The 16153-nt window shown below is 54.9% G+C and carries 18 protein-coding genes and 1 riboswitch; of the genes, 7 read left to right on the top strand and 11 right to left on the bottom strand.

The window, feature by feature from the left end; genetic code table 11:
* The first annotated feature begins 10 nt into the window (after positions 1 to 10).
* The gene (locus tag NR195_RS19455) at positions 11 to 616 is read left to right on the top strand and encodes an alpha/beta hydrolase (protein ID WP_010671486.1); all 606 of its coding nucleotides are present in this window, start codon (positions 11 to 13) and stop codon (positions 614 to 616) included.
* Here the strand turns inward: NR195_RS19455 and NR195_RS19460 are convergent.
* A complete protein-coding gene (locus NR195_RS19460) occupies positions 613 to 1428 on the bottom strand; it encodes a sugar phosphate isomerase/epimerase (protein WP_060681268.1) in 816 nt (271 codons plus the stop codon). The genes NR195_RS19455 and NR195_RS19460 overlap by 4 nt on opposite strands.
* 132 nt (positions 1429 to 1560) lie before the next feature.
* Positions 1561 to 1938, bottom strand: a complete 378-nt coding sequence (gene crcB / locus NR195_RS19465) for a fluoride efflux transporter CrcB (protein WP_031593044.1) — start codon at positions 1936 to 1938, stop codon at positions 1561 to 1563.
* An 88-nt stretch (positions 1939 to 2026) separates the two neighbouring features.
* Positions 2027 to 2102, bottom strand: a riboswitch (Fluoride riboswitch).
* 117 nt (positions 2103 to 2219) lie between these two features.
* On the opposite strand from crcB, the gene NR195_RS19470 reads away from it, so the two are divergent.
* A complete protein-coding gene (locus tag NR195_RS19470) occupies positions 2220 to 3140 on the top strand; it encodes a nucleoside hydrolase (RefSeq protein ID WP_167433519.1) in 921 nt (306 codons plus the stop codon).
* Between the two features lie 23 nt (positions 3141 to 3163).
* Here the strand turns inward: NR195_RS19470 and NR195_RS19475 are convergent, their stop codons facing one another.
* Positions 3164 to 4192, bottom strand: coding sequence for a zinc-binding alcohol dehydrogenase family protein (locus NR195_RS19475; RefSeq protein WP_256844831.1), 1029 nt, complete (start codon positions 4190 to 4192; stop codon positions 3164 to 3166).
* Between the two features lie 137 nt (positions 4193 to 4329).
* On the opposite strand from NR195_RS19475, the gene NR195_RS19480 reads away from it, so the two are divergent.
* Positions 4330 to 5232, top strand: coding sequence for a GntR family transcriptional regulator (locus NR195_RS19480; protein ID WP_256844832.1), 903 nt, complete (start codon positions 4330 to 4332; stop codon positions 5230 to 5232).
* A 170-nt stretch (positions 5233 to 5402) separates the two neighbouring features.
* Positions 5403 to 6755: an MFS transporter gene (locus NR195_RS19485; protein WP_010253488.1), complete on the top strand. Its 1353-nt coding sequence runs from the start codon at positions 5403 to 5405 to the stop codon at positions 6753 to 6755.
* A gap of 21 nt (positions 6756 to 6776) precedes the next feature.
* Here the strand turns inward: NR195_RS19485 and NR195_RS19490 are convergent, their stop codons facing one another.
* Both NR195_RS19490 and NR195_RS19495 read right to left on the bottom strand, forming a co-directional pair.
* Positions 6777 to 8168: a hypothetical protein gene (locus NR195_RS19490; RefSeq protein WP_256844833.1), complete on the bottom strand. Its 1392-nt coding sequence runs from the start codon at positions 8166 to 8168 to the stop codon at positions 6777 to 6779.
* Complete coding sequence (locus NR195_RS19495) at positions 8161 to 9072, bottom strand: alpha/beta fold hydrolase (protein WP_256844834.1); 912 nt, start codon at positions 9070 to 9072, stop codon at positions 8161 to 8163. The genes NR195_RS19490 and NR195_RS19495 overlap by 8 nt, the downstream gene beginning before the upstream one ends.
* A gap of 300 nt (positions 9073 to 9372) precedes the next feature.
* On the opposite strand from NR195_RS19495, the gene NR195_RS19500 reads away from it, so the two are divergent.
* On the top strand, positions 9373 to 10149 hold the full coding sequence (locus tag NR195_RS19500; RefSeq protein ID WP_256844835.1) for a nucleotidyltransferase domain-containing protein: 777 nt from the start codon (positions 9373 to 9375) through the stop codon (positions 10147 to 10149).
* A gap of 181 nt (positions 10150 to 10330) precedes the next feature.
* On the opposite strand, the gene cspA is transcribed toward NR195_RS19500, so the two are convergent.
* The 3 genes from cspA to NR195_RS19515 all read right to left on the bottom strand — a co-directional run bounded on the left by cspA (position 10331) and on the right by NR195_RS19515 (position 11464).
* Positions 10331 to 10543: an RNA chaperone/antiterminator CspA gene (cspA, locus tag NR195_RS19505; protein ID WP_010671477.1), complete on the bottom strand. Its 213-nt coding sequence runs from the start codon at positions 10541 to 10543 to the stop codon at positions 10331 to 10333.
* A gap of 346 nt (positions 10544 to 10889) precedes the next feature.
* On the bottom strand, positions 10890 to 11036 hold the full coding sequence (locus NR195_RS19510) for a hypothetical protein (RefSeq protein WP_192073272.1): 147 nt from the start codon (positions 11034 to 11036) through the stop codon (positions 10890 to 10892).
* A 164-nt stretch (positions 11037 to 11200) separates the two neighbouring features.
* Positions 11201 to 11464, bottom strand: a complete 264-nt coding sequence (locus tag NR195_RS19515) for a DUF2798 domain-containing protein (RefSeq protein WP_010253502.1) — start codon at positions 11462 to 11464, stop codon at positions 11201 to 11203.
* Between the two features lie 128 nt (positions 11465 to 11592).
* On the opposite strand from NR195_RS19515, the gene NR195_RS19520 reads away from it, so the two are divergent.
* Positions 11593 to 12495, top strand: coding sequence for a LysR family transcriptional regulator (locus tag NR195_RS19520; RefSeq protein WP_256844836.1), 903 nt, complete (start codon positions 11593 to 11595; stop codon positions 12493 to 12495).
* 227 nt (positions 12496 to 12722) lie between these two features.
* Here the strand turns inward: NR195_RS19520 and NR195_RS19525 are convergent, their stop codons facing one another.
* Positions 12723 to 13736, bottom strand: coding sequence for an NAD(P)-dependent alcohol dehydrogenase (locus NR195_RS19525; RefSeq protein WP_022623962.1), 1014 nt, complete (start codon positions 13734 to 13736; stop codon positions 12723 to 12725).
* A 168-nt stretch (positions 13737 to 13904) separates the two neighbouring features.
* Between NR195_RS19525 and NR195_RS19530 the strand changes: the two genes are divergently transcribed.
* The gene (locus tag NR195_RS19530) at positions 13905 to 14810 is read left to right on the top strand and encodes a LysR family transcriptional regulator (protein ID WP_256844843.1); all 906 of its coding nucleotides are present in this window, start codon (positions 13905 to 13907) and stop codon (positions 14808 to 14810) included.
* 313 nt (positions 14811 to 15123) lie between these two features.
* Here NR195_RS19530 and azuC read toward each other — a convergent pair whose 3' ends face one another.
* Together azuC and mntP are read right to left on the bottom strand one after the other, a co-directional pair.
* Positions 15124 to 15201 (bottom strand): stress response protein AzuC, encoded by a 78-nt coding sequence (azuC, locus tag NR195_RS22995; protein WP_111534772.1) that lies wholly within the window; start codon positions 15199 to 15201, stop codon positions 15124 to 15126.
* A gap of 117 nt (positions 15202 to 15318) precedes the next feature.
* Positions 15319 to 15894, bottom strand: coding sequence for a manganese efflux pump MntP (gene mntP, locus NR195_RS19535; protein ID WP_010253515.1), 576 nt, complete (start codon positions 15892 to 15894; stop codon positions 15319 to 15321).
* Positions 15895 to 16153 lie beyond the last annotated feature (259 nt).

Consider the following 16153-nt stretch of genomic DNA (forward strand, 5'->3'; position numbering starts at 1 on the left):
AGGAGCATTAATGGCAAAAGCACTGGTAATTTTTCTGCATGGCGTAGGCAGTAACGGCGACGATCTGGCACCGATTGGCCGTCACTGGGCGACGCTGTTGCCGGATGTGATTTTTGCCTCACCCAATGCGCCCGAACGTTTTACCGCCGGTTTTGGCTGGCAGTGGTTCAGCCTGGAGGAGGTGACGCCAGAGAACCGGCCAGGCCGGGTCCGGGCCGCGCGGGCGGCGTTTGACGCGACCCTCAGCGACGTTATCGCACAGCACGGCTTCGCCGACCGCTGGCAGGATGTGGTGCTGGTCGGCTTTTCACAGGGGTCGATCATGGCGCTGGATGCGCTGGCATCTGGCCGTTATCCGCTGGCGGGCGTGGTCGCCTTTTCGGGTCGTCTGGCGGTTGACGGTGAACTGACGCCACAGCCTCATCTGCCCGCGCTGCTGATCCACGGCCAGGCCGATGAGGTGATTCCGTGGCAGGAGAGCGAATCTGCCGCAGCACGACTCAGGGCCGCATTGGTGCCGGTAGAAGCGCGATTTGAACCCGCCACCGGCCACACCATCTCTGCTCAGGGTGCCATGCACGCCGCCGCGTTTATCGCGCAGTGCTTACAGGATTAACCCCAGCAGCGCTTTAATGCCTGCCAGGCATGACGGGCAGCGACCTCAGGCGGCAGGCGTTTCAGCGCATCATTAAAGACTTCAATGCCCACCGGTCCCTGATAGCCCGCGCTTTTAAGCTTATCGACAAAGCGTTCAATGTCGATAATGCCATCGCCGGGCAGCAGACGCTGATGCTTTGCCATCGCCATCAGGCTCTGCTTATCCTGCGCGGGAACGGCGGCCATATCACACAGCTGCACTTCATAAATGCGATCGGCAGGAATGCCGTCCAGCTGCGAGGCGTCGCCGCCCAGTGCGCAGATATGAAACAGATCGACCACCAGCCCGATATTGGGCTGATCGAGCCGCTGCAATCGCTGCCACGCCAGCGGCAGGGTGTTATCCACGCTGCACCAGGCCATCGGCTCATACATAATGCGCATGTTGTAGCGCGCAGCTTCAGAGGCCATCCAGCGCAGGTCATCATCAATCTGGTCGGCGCAGCAATCCTCGCGGGTGCTGGCCGGCGCCTGAATGGTGTCGCAGCCCAGCGCCTGGGCAATCTGAATAAACTGGCGCAGCTCTTCGCGCTTCTGTCCGCGCAACGCACTGGGTGCCCCGGTGAAATCGCGCAGCACCTGGAGATTGGTAAAGCCAGGTCCCTGCCGGGCAGCGATCTCAGCCAGTGCCGCCGCGCCGCCCTCGCACGCCTCGACATCCTCGCGCCAGATCTCCACCTGATCGAAACCGGCGTCACGCGCCGCCTGAAGTTTCTGGCCGGGCTCACCGTTTAACAGCACCAGGTTAAGGAAAGTGGGGTTAGTTCGCATTGCTCGGCTCCTTAATCGTCCGGAATAATCGGTGACGTTCAGCTTCTGCGCCCGTTCATGCGGGATGGTCGGGCGTAAAACCTGAAACAGTATCTACCTCTTAAGGAGTATGACAAGCGCCGCTTAGCCGGATCAGCCCAGCATCGTGACCAGTGCGAAACCGGCAAACGCCATCAGCAGCGAACCGATCACATGCACCAGCGCGCTGGTCATCGCCCAGAGATAGTTCCCTGATTGTAGCAACCCCATTAATTCCGCCGTGAAAGAGGAGAAGGTGGTCAGCCCGCCGCACAGTCCGGTGACGATCAGCAGTTTCCAGATCGGGTCGATATCGGGATGGCGAACAAACCAGGCCATCGCGCCGCCGATCACCAGACCGCCGATCAGATTCACCAGCAGTGTGCCAGGTGGCAGATTGGGAAAGAGCGCATTAAAGCGCATCGCAAAGAGCCAGCGCAGTACACAGCCGGCAGAGCCGCCGATCATCACAGCCAATAACGGTTTCAACATGTCTTGCTCCTGATTGCAGATTGACGCCGGGCTGAGGGGGAAAGGCAGAGATAAACTGCGCCTGACACCTCAGCTCCCGCGAAAGGATTGAGTGTCAGGCGTCATCAGCCGGTGTAAAGCCCACCGGCGGTTGGGAAAGGTGGCACGCCATCACCTTGAGCCGGTGATAATACGACGCCCGTTTCAGGCTGGCAACAGTGAGGTCATGGCGGCTGAAAACCTTGACGCGCACGCCACAGACGGAGTAATGCTGATGGTTTACAGCCTGTTGCGGAGACCCTATGCGTACCCTGATTTTTGATACCGATATCGGCGTGGATGACGCCTTTGCGCTGGCCTATGCGGCGCGGACGCAGCATCTGCTGGGGATTACCACGGTCTTCGGCAACGTGGCAGTGGGTCAGGCGGTGAAAAACGCCCGACTGTTTTGCGGGAAAATGGCGATTAACGCGGAGGTCTATCGCGGCTGTTCACGACCGCTGGCGCTGCCACCCTCTGCGCCTGCCAGACTGCACGGTGAAGATGGGCTGGGCGATGCGTTTGATAATACCTGCAGCGATCAGGCGCCGGGCGCGGTGCAGTTTATTATCGACAGCGTGCGGGCGCAGCCGCATCAGATCACCCTGGTGGCGATTGGTCCGCTGACCAATATAGCCACGGCCATTAATCAGGCGCCGGATATTATTCCGCTGGTAAAAGAGCTGGTGATCATGGGCGGCGCATTTGGCACCGACGGGCACAGTGGCAACGTGACGCCCTTCAGCGAATTTAATATCTGGAAAGATCCGCATGCTGCCGATCAGGTACTCGCCTCGGCGCTGAACGTGGTGGTGATCCCGCTGGATGTCACGCACAAGGTGCTGATCAGCGGCGATGAGGTTCAGCGTCTGAATCAGCCAGTGCTGAGTGCGATCTGTCGCCCTTACCTGGCTTACAGCCTGCAGAAAGAGGGGTTCGAGGGTATGGCGCTGCATGACACCCTGGCGGTGGCGTGGCTCACTCTGCCACAGGCGTTTACCCTGACCGAAAGCCCGCTGCGGGTGATCACGGAGGGCATCGCCTGCGGTCAGACGGTGCGTAAGCTGAGCGCGCTGGCATCCCGCCAGGATCCCTTTAACGGCCTGCCCGCCCAGCGTATCGCACTTGGCGTGGATGCTGACGCGGTGCGGGCGCACTTCTTTCAGACCCTCACCGCGCCCTGAACCACGCGAACCGACTGGCCGCGTTACCGGTCGAAATGAATCACGCCTTTGATCAGCTCGCGGTTGCTGATGATTTGCGCCTCAAAGGTTTCATCCAGCGTGGAGAAGGCCAGATGGTGATTCAGCATCATTTCGGCGCGCAGCTGGCCGCTGGCCATCAGCGCACGCACCCGATCGAAATCTTCACGGGTGGCGTTGCGGCTGCCCATCAGGGTGGTCTCTTTTTTATGGAATTCACTGTCCGGGATCACCAGATCGCCTTTGTGCAGGCCGACATAAACGATAGTGCCGCCGTGTCGCATCAGGTTGACCGCATTGTTCATCGCCGCCGGGCTGCCGGTGGCGTCGATCACCTTCAGCGCCAGACGGCCACCAAACTCCTCGCGCAGCGCGCTGTAAAACGCTTCATCAGCCGGATTCAGTGCCGCCAGGCCGAGCTGGTCAGCAACATGCTGGCGACGAAATTCGCTGGTATCCGCCACCACCACCTGCGCGCCGCTGGCGGCGGCGATAGCGGCAACACCCAGCCCAATCGGTCCGGCACCCACCACCAGCACCTGCTCATCCGCCACAATTGCGGCACGACGCACTGCATGGGCGCTGATGGCAAACGGCTCAATCAGCGCAGCCGCTTCCGGCGCGACATCATCCACCGCCAGCAGCGTGCTGACCGGCACGCTCAGGTAGTCGCAGAACCCGCCATCCTGATGCACACCAATCACTGAGATCTGCTCACAGCAGTTGGTCTTGCCGCTCTGGCAGGCGTCACAGCGCAGGCAGGAGATGTAGGGCATTAACGCTACCCGCTGGCCCGGCTGAAAGTCCTCCGCATCACTTCCCGGCGCCACGACTTCGGCACAGATTTCATGGCCCAGCACCCGTGGATAGCTGAAGAATGGCTGATTACCGGACCAGGCGTGGATGTCAGTGCCGCAGATTCCCGCGGTGAGGATTTTAATCAGTACCTCGCCAGCGGCGGGCGTGGGGATATCGCGGGTGGTCCATACCATCTTACGTGGTTCAGCGATGACCAGTGCTTTCATTGTTGTCATGGTGATTCTCCGGTTGTCCTGCAGGCAGTTATGGCGAATCCTGCACGCGCTGCGGTGTTCGTTTGCGGGAAGTGTGAAGCACCGCGATTTTTTTGGGCTTTGAATGGTTTTTAATGCATAAAAAACCGGAGAGTGAGATGAGCCGCAGCCAGAATTTGCGCCAGAACGTCATCAACCAGATGCTGGAAAGCATCGCTCAGCACCACATTCGTTCACCGCTGCCGGCCCAGGCGGCACTGGCGGAAATGTTCAATATCAGCCGGACTACGGTGCGCCACACCCTGCACTATCTGCATCAGTGCGGCGTGCTGGATAAGGTGGATCAAACCTGGGTTATCGTGCGCGATCCGCGCGAAGATGACGGTTTTAGCGCGTTAACGCCGCCGATTGAGCAGCAGGCCAGCCACTTTGAGCAGATGTTTTTTAATATGATTAATCAGCGGCAGCTGGTGCCCGGCGATACCTTCAGCGAGCTGCAACTGGCGCAGCAGGTGAAAGTCAGTCCGGTGGTGGTGCGCGAATTCCTGCTGCGCTTTATGCGCTATGACCTGCTGGAGCCGGTCAGACGCGGCCAGTGGCGGATGAAAAAATTCACCCAGGATTACGCCGAGAAGCTGTTTGAACTGCGCGAGATGCTGGAAACCCACGCCCTGAGCCGCTTCCTGAATCTGCCCGCAGGCGACGAGCGCTGGGTTCAGGCGCGGGATCTGCTGGATCGTCACCGATCGATGCGCGATACCATCGCCAGCAACTATCGCCACTTTGCCGCGCTGGATCGTCAGATGCATTCGCTGATTTTATCCGCCGCCAACAACCCGTTTTTCAATCAGTCGCTGGAGATTATCTCGGTGATCTTTCACTCGCATTATCAGTGGGATGAGAGCGACCTCAAGCAGCGAAATATTGTGGCGCTGGAGGAGCATATGGCGATTCTGACCGCGCTGATTGGCCGTCAGGATGTCGACGCCCTCTGTGCATTACATAACCATCTGGCGACCGCTAAAACCTCGATGGTGCGCTCAATCGGTCAGTACAATTAAAAACCGATTAAAAACCACAAAGCATTAGCTCCCGCACGATTCAGAAACATCTTTGCAACATCCTTAACCCTTTGCTCTTAGTCTCGACTGCAACGTCACGGCGGCCTTTTGCCGCTGCGCGCAGACCCCTTCTCACCATAACGATAAGTACCCAGTTTCGGGAGAGTGCAATGGAAAAGACTTCAGTAACCGGCCGCGACAGCGCAGCTGGTGACACGCCACCAGACCAGGATTTCGTGCCGATGCGTAGCGACGTGGTGCGTTCACCGCGTATCCGCAAGATTCAGATCACGGCGATGCTGCTGTTGCTGTTCGCCGCCATCATCAACTATCTGGATCGCAGCTCGCTGTCGGTCGCGAATATGACCATCCGCGAGGAGATGGGGCTGAGCGCCACCGAAATCGGCTTCCTGCTCTCCGCCTTTTCGCTGGCTTATGGCCTGGCGCAACTGCCATGCGGCGCGCTGCTGGATCGTAAAGGGCCGCGCATTATGCTCGGCATTGGCATGTTTATCTGGTCGCTGTTCCAGGCCGCCTCTGGCCTGGTGCATAACTTTACCCAGTTCATCCTGGTGCGCATCGGCCTCGGCATTGGCGAAGCGCCGATGAATCCGTGCGGCGTGAAGGTAATCAACGACTGGTTCAACATTAAAGATCGCGGCATGCCGATGGGAATGTTCAATGCGGCTTCGATGATTGGACTGTCGGTGGCTCCGCCGATTCTGGCGGCGATGATGCTGGTGATGGGCTGGCGTGGCATGTTTGTCACGATCGGTATCCTCGGCATGTTCCTCGCTATCGGCTGGTATATGATCTACCGCGACCGCGACAACAACACCCTGAGCGCTGAAGAGATCCACTATCTGCAGGCGGGCAGCGTCGCCTCGCGTAAAGAGCCGATCAGCTTCAAAGAGTGGCGCGGCCTGTTTAAGCAGCGCACCATGTGGGGCATGATGATTGGCTTCAGCGGCATCAACTACACCGCCTGGCTCTATATCGCCTGGCTGCCGGGCTATCTGCAGTCGACCTATCATCTCGATCTTAAAAGTACCGGCCTGCTGGCGGCGATTCCGTTCCTGTTCGGTGCGGCGGGTATGCTGCTGAATGGCTATGTGGTCGACTCGCTGGTACGTCGCGGCTTTAACGCGGTGAAAACCCGCAAAGTCTGCATCGTCAGCGGGATGCTGCTGTCCGCCGGCTTTACCGCCGTGGTGACCCGCGCGACCGACACCACCAGCGCCGTAACGCTGATTGGGATGGCGCTGTTCTGTATCCACTTCGCCGGAACGTCGTGCTGGGGATTGATCCACGCCAACGTCACCGCCCGTATGACAGCGTCTGTCGGCAGCATCCAGAACTTCGCCAGCTTTATCTTCGCCTCGTTCGCGCCGGTCATCACCGGCTGGGTGCTCGACACCACCAAATCGTTCAGCATGGCGCTGATGATTTGTGCCTGCGTGACGCTGGTTGGCGCACTCGCCTACCTGCTGCTGGTGCGCCAGCCGATCACCGACGGCGAATAATCACGGCTGACGGCGCGACTGCTACGTCAGCGCCGTCAGGGTGACCCCATGTTTCGCACCATAACGCTGAATACCCGTCATCACCTTCTCCGCGCTCAGCGCGGGTGGAGGTGGCAACAGCGGCGCCCGTTCACGCAGCGCCGAGTCGAAACGGGCAAACGTCGCGAAATCACGCGGGAAACGTTCTTCATCCACGCCAATCAATACGCCTTCATCACGTGCATGGGAGAGCAGCGCCCGCCAGCGGTCAATCTCCGCCAGCCCGATGCTGTCGGTGCCGTGAGAAAAGAGCATCATGTCGATGTTGCGGAACGGCGGCTGTTTTTCCAGGAAGCGTTGCAGGGCCGCGGCCGAAGGCTCGGTGCAAAAGACCAGCCAGAACGGGATGGCGTGCTGATGCATGCTGCACCACGGGTCCATCAGCAGGAAGCTGTCCACCGTCAGCCGGGTCGGTAAAATTCCCGCCGCCAGATACCAGTCGCGGTAGATCTCTGCCACCACATAGCTCATCGCCTCCGGATCTTCATAACGAATCTCCATCAGCTTCCAGTTCTGAGCTTCCGCCAGTTTTTTCAGCGGCGAAATCAGATAACCATCCAGTCCCCACTCCGCTTCCGGCACGTGGTCAGTAATGGCCGGCGGCGTCCAGCGCTCGCGATCGATGCCATAGCGTGCCAGATATTCCGCCACCCGCGGGCCGCCCTGTAAGTACTCTTTTTCGGTTGCGCCGCCGAGCGCACCAAACTGGAAAAACGAGCGATCGCTGGTGCGCGTTACCGGCCACTGCTGGGTGCAGTGATTGATAAACAGCGTGGAGCCAGCGGGCAGACTTCCCATCAGGAATTCGTTAAAGGCCAGCGGCAGCTCGCGCAGTTTCAGCCGGAAATAGCGCATCTGGTCGAGCATCAGCCGATCCTGATTCGGGTCATGCATATGGTGAACCGCAAGACGCGGCCAGGCGGCCAGCAGTGCCGCCGCCACCTCTTTACCCTGCTCAAAACTCGCCTGTACATCATCGGGATCGCTATTGGCCGCGCGCACCGGACAGAGAAAGGTTTGCGGCAGCCAGGGCACGCTCATCGCTGACGCCAGATGCACCAGCGCGCCGTTCGATGAACCGATAAAGGCCGCCGGATAATCCTGTTGCGGGTATTCACTCACCATCCATTCGGCGATCCCTTCCACATCCAGTTCACCCGCCTGACGCAGGCTGATGCCTTCTGCCATGCCGCCCAGCGCATAGCCCCACTCACGCAGTCCGGTCGGCAGCCGGTTCAGTGAGGGCAACAGGCGATCCAGCGTCGGTGACTGGCTGGGGCTGGCAAAGGGGCGGTCGTGCAGCGCATTGGCCAGCGCAAGCAGCATGGCGGCAGCAGAGTCAAAGCGGGCAATCCCTCTTGGTGGTTTACTCATGTTGATCCTCCAGCTGAATACGTGCCAGGAACGGGCGGATGGCGTGACAGAAACTCCACGGGTAGACGTAGTGCAAAGTGTGCGTCCCGTCGCGTAATGTCAGTCTTTCGCTGCGCGGCATCAGGGCGGCGAGTTCATCCAGCCAGCGGGCCGGACAGACGGGATCGCGCGAGCCCCGCAGCAGCAACGTGGGTGCGTTAATGTAAGTAAGGCGATGCTCAATGCGGTCGCGCATCATGGCGCGCAGGGTACCGAAGGCGCGCCGCAGGCCCGCTTTGGCGTAATCGATTCGGGCCAGTGGCCCCGGTGGACGACGGGATTCCAGCCGGCCATTACGCCAGTCGCGCCAGAACTGACGCGGCAGACTGCGGGCATGACGATCGACCGTCGGCCCCTGCAGCACCAGTCCCGCCACAGCCTGTGGATGTTTCACCGCCAGCGCGGCCAGAATCTGGCAGCCAAACGAATTGCCGACCCAGATAGCGCGCTGGAAACCGTTATGCTGTAACCACAGCCACAGCGCATCCGCCAGCTGATCCACCGACATGATCGGCGCAGAAGGGGGCAGTGTGCTGGCGCCAAAACCGGGCAGATCCGGCACCAGCACGTGATAGTCGCGCCCCAACGCCAGCGCCAGTGACTCCATCGCCCGGCCCGACATCACCAGACCGTGGATTAACACGACCGGCAGTCCCTGAGCCTCATTGGGGGTAACGCGGGTAAACATGCGCCAGTCACCAATCTGCTGATAATAACCGGCCAGACCGGCGTGATGACTGTTCGGCGACACCGGCGGCGTCTCCTTAAGCTGCCGCCAGCGTTTCATGCCCCATAACGTGGCCGCCACACCCAATCCAATACCTGCCACAATCGATGCCTGTTTTCGTCGATGCTTCTGGATCATCCGCTGCTCCTGCTTTGGGGAGAATAATTCAGTGTAGGTCGGGATCAGACAGCAGGCGGGTTATCCGCGCGATGGTGTGAAAAAGTATGGGGTTTCGCATAAGAAGACGCTGGCGTTGCGGGTGATAAACTCTGGCGGGAGATCTGTCTGGTGTAAGCGGGAAGGCAATGACGGCAGTGAATGATGTGTGTACGCTGTGAGCGAGAAGCGGACATGAGAGATATAATTAATCCGCCATGAGAATCTCAGATTCCCAGGACTTATTAACCCGGTGAATGACGCCATTAAAAGGGAGACAGGGTGGCAATCGATCACAACGGCTTTATTGCCCTGCCAGAAACCAATAAATTGCAGCCAGAGTTCCGGAATATTGTTGCACAGGTCGTGGCAAAGCTAATCCAAAGTTTTCCTGAGCTTATACATAGCCTTTATTTGTATGGCAGTGTGGCTGAAGGCCGGGCAAAAATCGGGACGTCCGATCTGGATATGACAGTCATATTTAGCGTTGATCCCGGCGAAGCGGCTAAAGTGCAAATTACTGAAATACAACGTAAACTTGAAAAAAATAATCCTGTTGTCAGTAAAATCGATTTTGATTGTGGTCTGTTACAACAGGTAGTGCATCCGGATAATCTGCTTAGCTGGGGATACTGGCTCAAACATCACTGTGTCTGCGTTTACGGAGAGGACCTGAGTCAACGATTCCAGGCATTTAAACCTTCAAAAGAAATTGCTGTAGCAGTGAATGGTGACTTCCTGCCGGTGCTGGAAAAATTAATAACTCAAATGCAGTTATCTGCTGACGAAAATAAAAAGTTGCAGCTACAGCGTGCTGCTGCACGAAAGGCAATCAGAGCAACCAATATTCTTCGAAGTGAACATGACAAAGAGTGGCCTGAAACACTCGAGGAGTATCGCTTTACATTCAATGCCCGATATCCAGCGTTAGCAAAAGAAAGGGATTACTTGCTGGTAATCAGTAATACACCTCAGGGGAGCATCGCTGATTTCAAAAGGCGCGTTATGGCTTTTGCCCGATGGCTTAACGTAACATTTCATCACGGGCAGGGCTTATGAAGAGAGGATTAACATCGGGGTAGCCTGATAAACGTGGAGCAGGTCAACGGACCAGAGATAATACGAATTTCAGGCAATAAAAAACCCGCACTGGGCGGGTTTCTTTTATTATCAGCAGATCTTATCTGCTCAGACTTATGTCTTCATCGCTATTGTAAGCGTCGCTGATAATGAGCGCGGCTTACTGCGCTGTGACGTTGCCAGCTGCAGGGCCTTTGGCGCCATTTTCAATGGTGAAGGAGACTTTCTGACCTTCATCAAGCGTTTTGTAGTTATCACCCTGGATAGCAGAGAAATGTACGAATACATCTTTGCTGCCATCATCAGGAGTGATAAAGCCAAAACCTTTATCTGAGTTAAACCATTTTACTAAACCAGTCATTTTGTTAGACATAGATATTTCCTTAATCGATTAGCCACTAAGAGCGGCGAAGATGGCCTGTAGTTAGAGATTTACTTATTGGGCACTTAGGAGGAGGCTCTCGAAGAAGGATATCTGTGGATAACACTTGAACTGAGGACTACTTTACTAAAACTGCTTTCATAAGGTCTGTGTTCCAAACCGATGACGCATTAAGACATAGCGATAATAATTTAGCAATGTATATGTTTATTTATTTTAACCATTTAAACGCTCAGATGGCTGAATGGCTGTTTTATTTTGACTGCTCAGGAAGTGCTTCAGGCTCCGCTATGTGCGAAGAGGAGCAGGCCAGCCCCGTCATAATGACGGTGCCGATTTAACGTTGATGCTTAACAATAAACAGAGCCAGTAAGGTCACATTGCGTAAAAATTTCCGCACGGCCAGTGAAGCCCTGTCATCGCCTTCTTCATCTGTGAGCTTTACCTGCTGCATATCGTACGCCCGGCTTTCGGTATCTTTCATCCTGATACCGGTCATTATCCGGACGACCTGCCCGCCCTCACCCTCCATCTGAAATGCTGGAGGTTTGCCACCCGCCTCCATTCTGGTGCAGAAGCAGCCTGCCGCGATGAGCGAGAAGCGGGCTAAACCCTACCTGTCCGCCCATTTTGGGCATGCTGACTGTCTCAGTGACCGTGAACGGTCAATCCTACGAGCCGGATAACAACAGGACGGACAACCAGTATGCAAAAGAAAGCCGCTGGCATGGCGACCCGGTAAGCATTCATCACATTTGTCATGTAATGAGGCCCCATTCCGAATTCGGCTAACGTGATGACCAGACTCATCAGGAACGCCATGATGATCGCCATATAAAGCGCAAATATGTAAGGTGTCGTGCGCACCGGCAAGCGGGTTCGTAAGGTTTTTTTTGTTGCAGCATCAGTCATCTGAATATCCTGTTTAACAAAAGTAGATAAGACTGCGGCTAACTTAACAAGCTTATGCGGGGGGTTGTAGAGCGGTTATGCTTTAATCATTATTAAGTAAAAGTGACGAATTAACGGTTGAGGATACGATGGACATTTTAGGGCTGATTAGCACTTTTATCCGCGTGGTGGAAAACGGCAGTATTGCAGCGGCGGCACGCGCTAAAGGTATGAGTCCGGCAGCAATCAGCCAGAGTCTTTCCCGTCTTGAAGCGCATCTGGGCGTGCGACTGCTATCGCGCACCACCCGCAGCATGACCTTAACGGAAAACGGTAAACGCTATTTCGAGAAAGTCCGTCACATCCCACAGGATATCGAACTCGCCTCGCAGGCTGCTGCGAATGAAACCAAACCGCAGGGCCCACTTTGTATCGCCACAACAGCCGCGTTTGGTCGGTACGTTCTGGCTCCCCTTATGCCCGCTTTCAAAGCGTCTTTCCCCGATATAGATATTGAACTGATCAGTACCGATCGCAACGTCGATCATCGCCTGGAAGGCGTCGATGTCAGTATCCGCATCGAAGCACAGCTGAATGATCAACTGATCGCCAGAAAAATTGCATCGTTACCCTTTATATTCTGTGCGGCTCCCGCTTACCTTGATCGCGCTGGTACGCCTAAGACGCCTGGAGAACTTAGCCAGCACGCCTGCCTGGTTTTCCGCTATCCCACCGACAGACGGTTTCTGCCATGGACGTTTATGGTCAACGGACAGCCTGTTAATGCAAAACTCAACCCCAGTTTTATCAGCGATGATATTGATATCATCGCCAGAATAGCCGTAAACGGCGGCGGCATTGCCCGTCTGGCAAGTTTTGTTGCTCAGCCACTGATAGACAGCGGTCTGCTAAGGCCTTTGTCCTGGTCAGGTCACAGTGGCGAGAGCACCATTGAGTCCCTGCCGATGAATATCTATGCCTGTGTCACCGAACGTTCGGCACTCAATTCGAAAGTACGGACATTTATTGAATTTTTGGCCGATGCGATTTAAGACAGGAGCGTTTTTGCCGGGCGAAAATTGTCCGTACTTTTCGGTTTATCCACCCGCAAAAGTAATTCACCGCTGCCGGTCGCGGTTATACAGAAAGCGGCCCTTTTGACGATGTGCAGAAGGAATATAAGCACGCTTTGAGAAGGGGTTTAACGCGGTGAGAGTGGGATTAAAAAGTATCTGGCAGTCAGTAAAAACTGCCAGAATTGAGGAATGAAAAGTCGTTATCAGTCGCTAATTCTGATGACGATTTTGCCAAATGCACCACGGGAGAGATGCCGGAAGGCTTCAACCGCCTCATTAAAGCTGTAAACCTGTTCAATGACGGGTTTAATATTATGTTTATTGAGGAACGGATTCATCCGATCAAACGAGGAGCGTGGTGCAACCGCAATGCCCCGGATTTTTGTCTGACGGAAAATTAACGGCATCAAATCAAGCTGTGCTGTCTGGCCGGTCAGAAATCCTACCTGAGCAATCGTACCGGCAACTTTTGTCGCAGCAATTGACTGATTGATGCCATTGCCCCCGGCGACATCTATCGTTACGTCAGCGCCTTTACCATCAGTCATTTCAAGCACTTTTCTTTCCCACTCAGGGTATTTTTTATAGTTAATCCCTTCATCTGCTCCCAGTGATTTAATGCGCTCAAGGTTTGCATCGTTACTGGAGGTGGCAATGACACGTGCACCATAGGCATGCGCTATCTGAGCAGCGAAGACCGATACGCCACCGGTTCCCTGTACCAGCACGGTCTGACCGGGCTGCAGATTGCCGATATCCATTAGCGAGTACCATGCCGTAAGCGCAGCGATGGGAAGTGTAGAAGCTTCTTCATCGGTCATGCTGTCAGGCGCTTTAACTGCGCTGTCCTCATGAATAATCATGTATTCAGCCAGCCCGCCGGGTAACGGCATTCCAATACACCATGCTGGCTCATCGGCCGCAGGTTCACCCTCTAACCAGCGTGAATAGAGATGCGAGTTAACGCGATCACCCGTGCTAAAACGGGACACACCCTGCCCCGTGGCAACAACGGTACCCGTGGCATCAGAGACAGGAATCAGTGGCTTTGGAACCAGATGAGGCTCATAGAAGCCCTCTACTATTGCCTTATCCCTGAAGTTCAGAGACACCGCACCAACTTTAACCAGAAGTTCACCCGGACCCGGTACAGGCGTTTCCACCTCTTCAAGCTTTAAGTTTTCAAGGCCAAAATCTTTCAGTAACCATGCTTTCATTTTGTCATTTCCCATGTGTATGCATCCAATAGGACGATGATAAAAAAAGCAGGCAGGCGTAAAAAGCCACGTAAAAGGACTTCAGTGTTACTGCAGGAGAAACAATCGGAATGAGATATAATCCGCAATACACTATTTCGGCAGGAATATTTTTTGCGGAGTTAAATGATGCGCTCGAACATGCTGGAATTGATGGATATTTTTGTTCACGTCGTTGAATTCCGTAGTTTCACCCGGGCCGCTGACGCCTTGCAGCTGCATCGCCCTGCGGTCAGTAAGTCCGTACAACAGCTGGAAGACAAGCTTGGCGTTAAGCTATTGCACCGCACCACGCGCAGTCTGAGTGTGACCGTTGAAGGGGAGGAAATTTATCAGCGGGCTAAAACGCTGCTGAGTGATGCCAGCGATATAATGGCTTCTTACTCTTCAAATCAGCGACCTCGTGGCCAGCTGCGCATTGATGTTCCACTGGCGCTGGCGCACAGTATCCTGATCCCACAATTAAGCGATTTTCAGGCTTTATATCCTGAAATTGAAATAGTCTTAACCGCTTCAGATCGCCTGACCCATTTAATTACAGAGGGTGTGGACTGTGTTATTCGTCTCGGTGAGCTTGCTGATTCGAATTTTATTTCGCGCAGAATGGGCAGCCTGCAGATGGTCACCTGTGCAGCCCCCTCTTATCTGGATAAATATGGCACTCCTTTAACGCCTGATGACCTTAAAGATCACAAAGCCATTTATTTTTTTAATGAACACAGTCGGGACATCCAGGAATGGAAATTTGTCATGAATGGCGAAATTGTTTCACGGCATCCGGGAAGCAGCATACGAGTTAACAATTCTGACGTCCTTCTTTCATGTGGCGTGGCGGGCCTCGGCATGCTTCACGCATTATATACGGCATTAAAGCCCTGCCTCGAAACAGGCCAGCTGAAGGAAGTATTATCGGGTTATGCGACTGTGACGAAACCGGTTTCTATACTCTACCCTGACCGACGCTATCTTCCGCCTAAGGTCCGGGTCTTTATCGAATGGTTTACTGAAATATTCAGGAAGAATCATCAGGGTTAACCGTGAATCTTTGTTTCGGCACAGGCAATCCCGTGACCCATTAAAAGTGCTTGTTTCCTGTTTAAGGTATGCCGCCATTTTTCTGGCATCCGGAAATCTCCCGGGCAGATTAGATCACTGCAGCAACGTCTTTTCTGGCTCAAAGTGACGCATAACGGGAAAATCAGAAGGAGAGGAGTTGCAACAAACAGGATGCACCCGAAGTGCAAAAACGCGGGTTTAAATCAGCAGAAGCAAAGGCAGAAAAAGCAGAAAAGGTGATAATCACAGGTCGATCCCTGACCGCGATTATCGAGGGTTTCTTGCGGGGTGCTTAGTACATGGCACCCGGCGGTACGTGTTTGAACGTCTCAACGTAAGCGCGGAACACGTGTTTAAAAATACGTTTCATGGAACACCTGATTCAAATTTAGTTGAACATATACCGAAAAAGTATAGCTCCTGTGCGTTTTAACAGCAAATAAATTTGAACCAGATCACAAAAATGGCGGTTTTATGTGCAAAAGCCCTACGCGGTGTAGCCGAGATGCTGCAACAGAATGGTAGAGCCGACGGCAATCAGCACTACTCCACCCAGCACTTCCGCCCATTTGCCCAGGATCGGACCGATAAAGCGCCCGACTAATACGCCAGTCGTCGCCATCACCGTAGTGGCTGCACCAATGGTCAGCGCGGTAGTAATGATGTTCACCTGCAGGAAAGCCAGACCCACACCAACAGCCAGCGCATCCAGGCTGGTCGCGACGGCAGTTGTCGCCAGGACCATAAAGCCATGACTTTGCGGAGCTTCACAGGGTTCTGCAACAGCAGTCTGACGGAAGCCTTCCATCATCATTCGGCCACCCAGAAACGCCAGCAGGATGAAGGCGACCCAGTGATCCCACGCCATGATGTAACGGCTGGCGGCCAGGCCAAGCGCCCAGCCAATCAGCGGCGTCAGCGCTTCAATTGAGCCGAAAATCAGACCGGTACGCAGCGCTTCTTTAAAACCGGGACGATGCAACGTGGCACCTTTGCCCAGAGCAGCAGCAAACGCGTCCATCGACATGCCCAGCGCAAGAATTAAAGTGGCAATAAAGGTCATGATTTATTCACCTGGGGCGAAAAAGCGGCAATTCACGCTGAATTCACCACACAAAGTGTTCAGTTATGAAAAAGTGGGCGCAGTCTACCATGCAAACCCAAAGATAAAAAGACAGTAAAATCAGGGATTTAAGTATAGCAAAGGCTATAACTCTTATCATCCGCTATGAATCGCGCTAAGTCGATGGTAGCAAAGCATTTTCTGACCATTTCTCTGGCCATGTAGCATGCCGGATGCGCACGAAGCAGCGCGCCACCAT

The sequence above is a fragment of the Pantoea sp. Ft-CA_14 genome (genome assembly GCF_024520875.1).
GTDB classification, from domain to species: Bacteria; Pseudomonadota; Gammaproteobacteria; order Enterobacterales; family Enterobacteriaceae; genus Pantoea; species Pantoea agglomerans.

What these genes read in the sequence shown, in the direction of transcription:
- NR195_RS19455 (WP_010671486.1), top strand. Translation starts at nt 11, where the DNA reads ATGGCAAAAGCACTGGTAATTTTTCTGCATGGCGTAGGCAGTAACGGC.
- NR195_RS19460 (WP_060681268.1), bottom strand. Translation starts at nt 1,428, where the DNA reads ATGCGAACTAACCCCACTTTCCTTAACCTGGTGCTGTTAAACGGTGAG.
- crcB (WP_031593044.1), bottom strand. Translation starts at nt 1,938, where the DNA reads ATGTTGAAACCGTTATTGGCTGTGATGATCGGCGGCTCTGCCGGCTGT.
- NR195_RS19470 (WP_167433519.1), top strand. Translation starts at nt 2,220, where the DNA reads ATGCGTACCCTGATTTTTGATACCGATATCGGCGTGGATGACGCCTTT.
- NR195_RS19475 (WP_256844831.1), bottom strand. Translation starts at nt 4,192, where the DNA reads ATGACAACAATGAAAGCACTGGTCATCGCTGAACCACGTAAGATGGTA.
- NR195_RS19480 (WP_256844832.1), top strand. Translation starts at nt 4,330, where the DNA reads ATGAGCCGCAGCCAGAATTTGCGCCAGAACGTCATCAACCAGATGCTG.
- NR195_RS19485 (WP_010253488.1), top strand. Translation starts at nt 5,403, where the DNA reads ATGGAAAAGACTTCAGTAACCGGCCGCGACAGCGCAGCTGGTGACACG.
- NR195_RS19490 (WP_256844833.1), bottom strand. Translation starts at nt 8,168, where the DNA reads ATGAGTAAACCACCAAGAGGGATTGCCCGCTTTGACTCTGCTGCCGCC.
- NR195_RS19495 (WP_256844834.1), bottom strand. Translation starts at nt 9,072, where the DNA reads ATGATCCAGAAGCATCGACGAAAACAGGCATCGATTGTGGCAGGTATT.
- cspA (WP_010671477.1), bottom strand. Translation starts at nt 10,543, where the DNA reads ATGTCTAACAAAATGACTGGTTTAGTAAAATGGTTTAACTCAGATAAA.
- NR195_RS19510 (WP_192073272.1), bottom strand. Translation starts at nt 11,036, where the DNA reads ATGAAAGATACCGAAAGCCGGGCGTACGATATGCAGCAGGTAAAGCTC.
- NR195_RS19515 (WP_010253502.1), bottom strand. Translation starts at nt 11,464, where the DNA reads ATGACTGATGCTGCAACAAAAAAAACCTTACGAACCCGCTTGCCGGTG.
- NR195_RS19520 (WP_256844836.1), top strand. Translation starts at nt 11,593, where the DNA reads ATGGACATTTTAGGGCTGATTAGCACTTTTATCCGCGTGGTGGAAAAC.
- NR195_RS19525 (WP_022623962.1), bottom strand. Translation starts at nt 13,736, where the DNA reads ATGAAAGCATGGTTACTGAAAGATTTTGGCCTTGAAAACTTAAAGCTT.
- NR195_RS19530 (WP_256844843.1), top strand. Translation starts at nt 13,905, where the DNA reads ATGCGCTCGAACATGCTGGAATTGATGGATATTTTTGTTCACGTCGTT.
- azuC (WP_111534772.1), bottom strand. Translation starts at nt 15,201, where the DNA reads ATGAAACGTATTTTTAAACACGTGTTCCGCGCTTACGTTGAGACGTTC.
- mntP (WP_010253515.1), bottom strand. Translation starts at nt 15,894, where the DNA reads ATGACCTTTATTGCCACTTTAATTCTTGCGCTGGGCATGTCGATGGAC.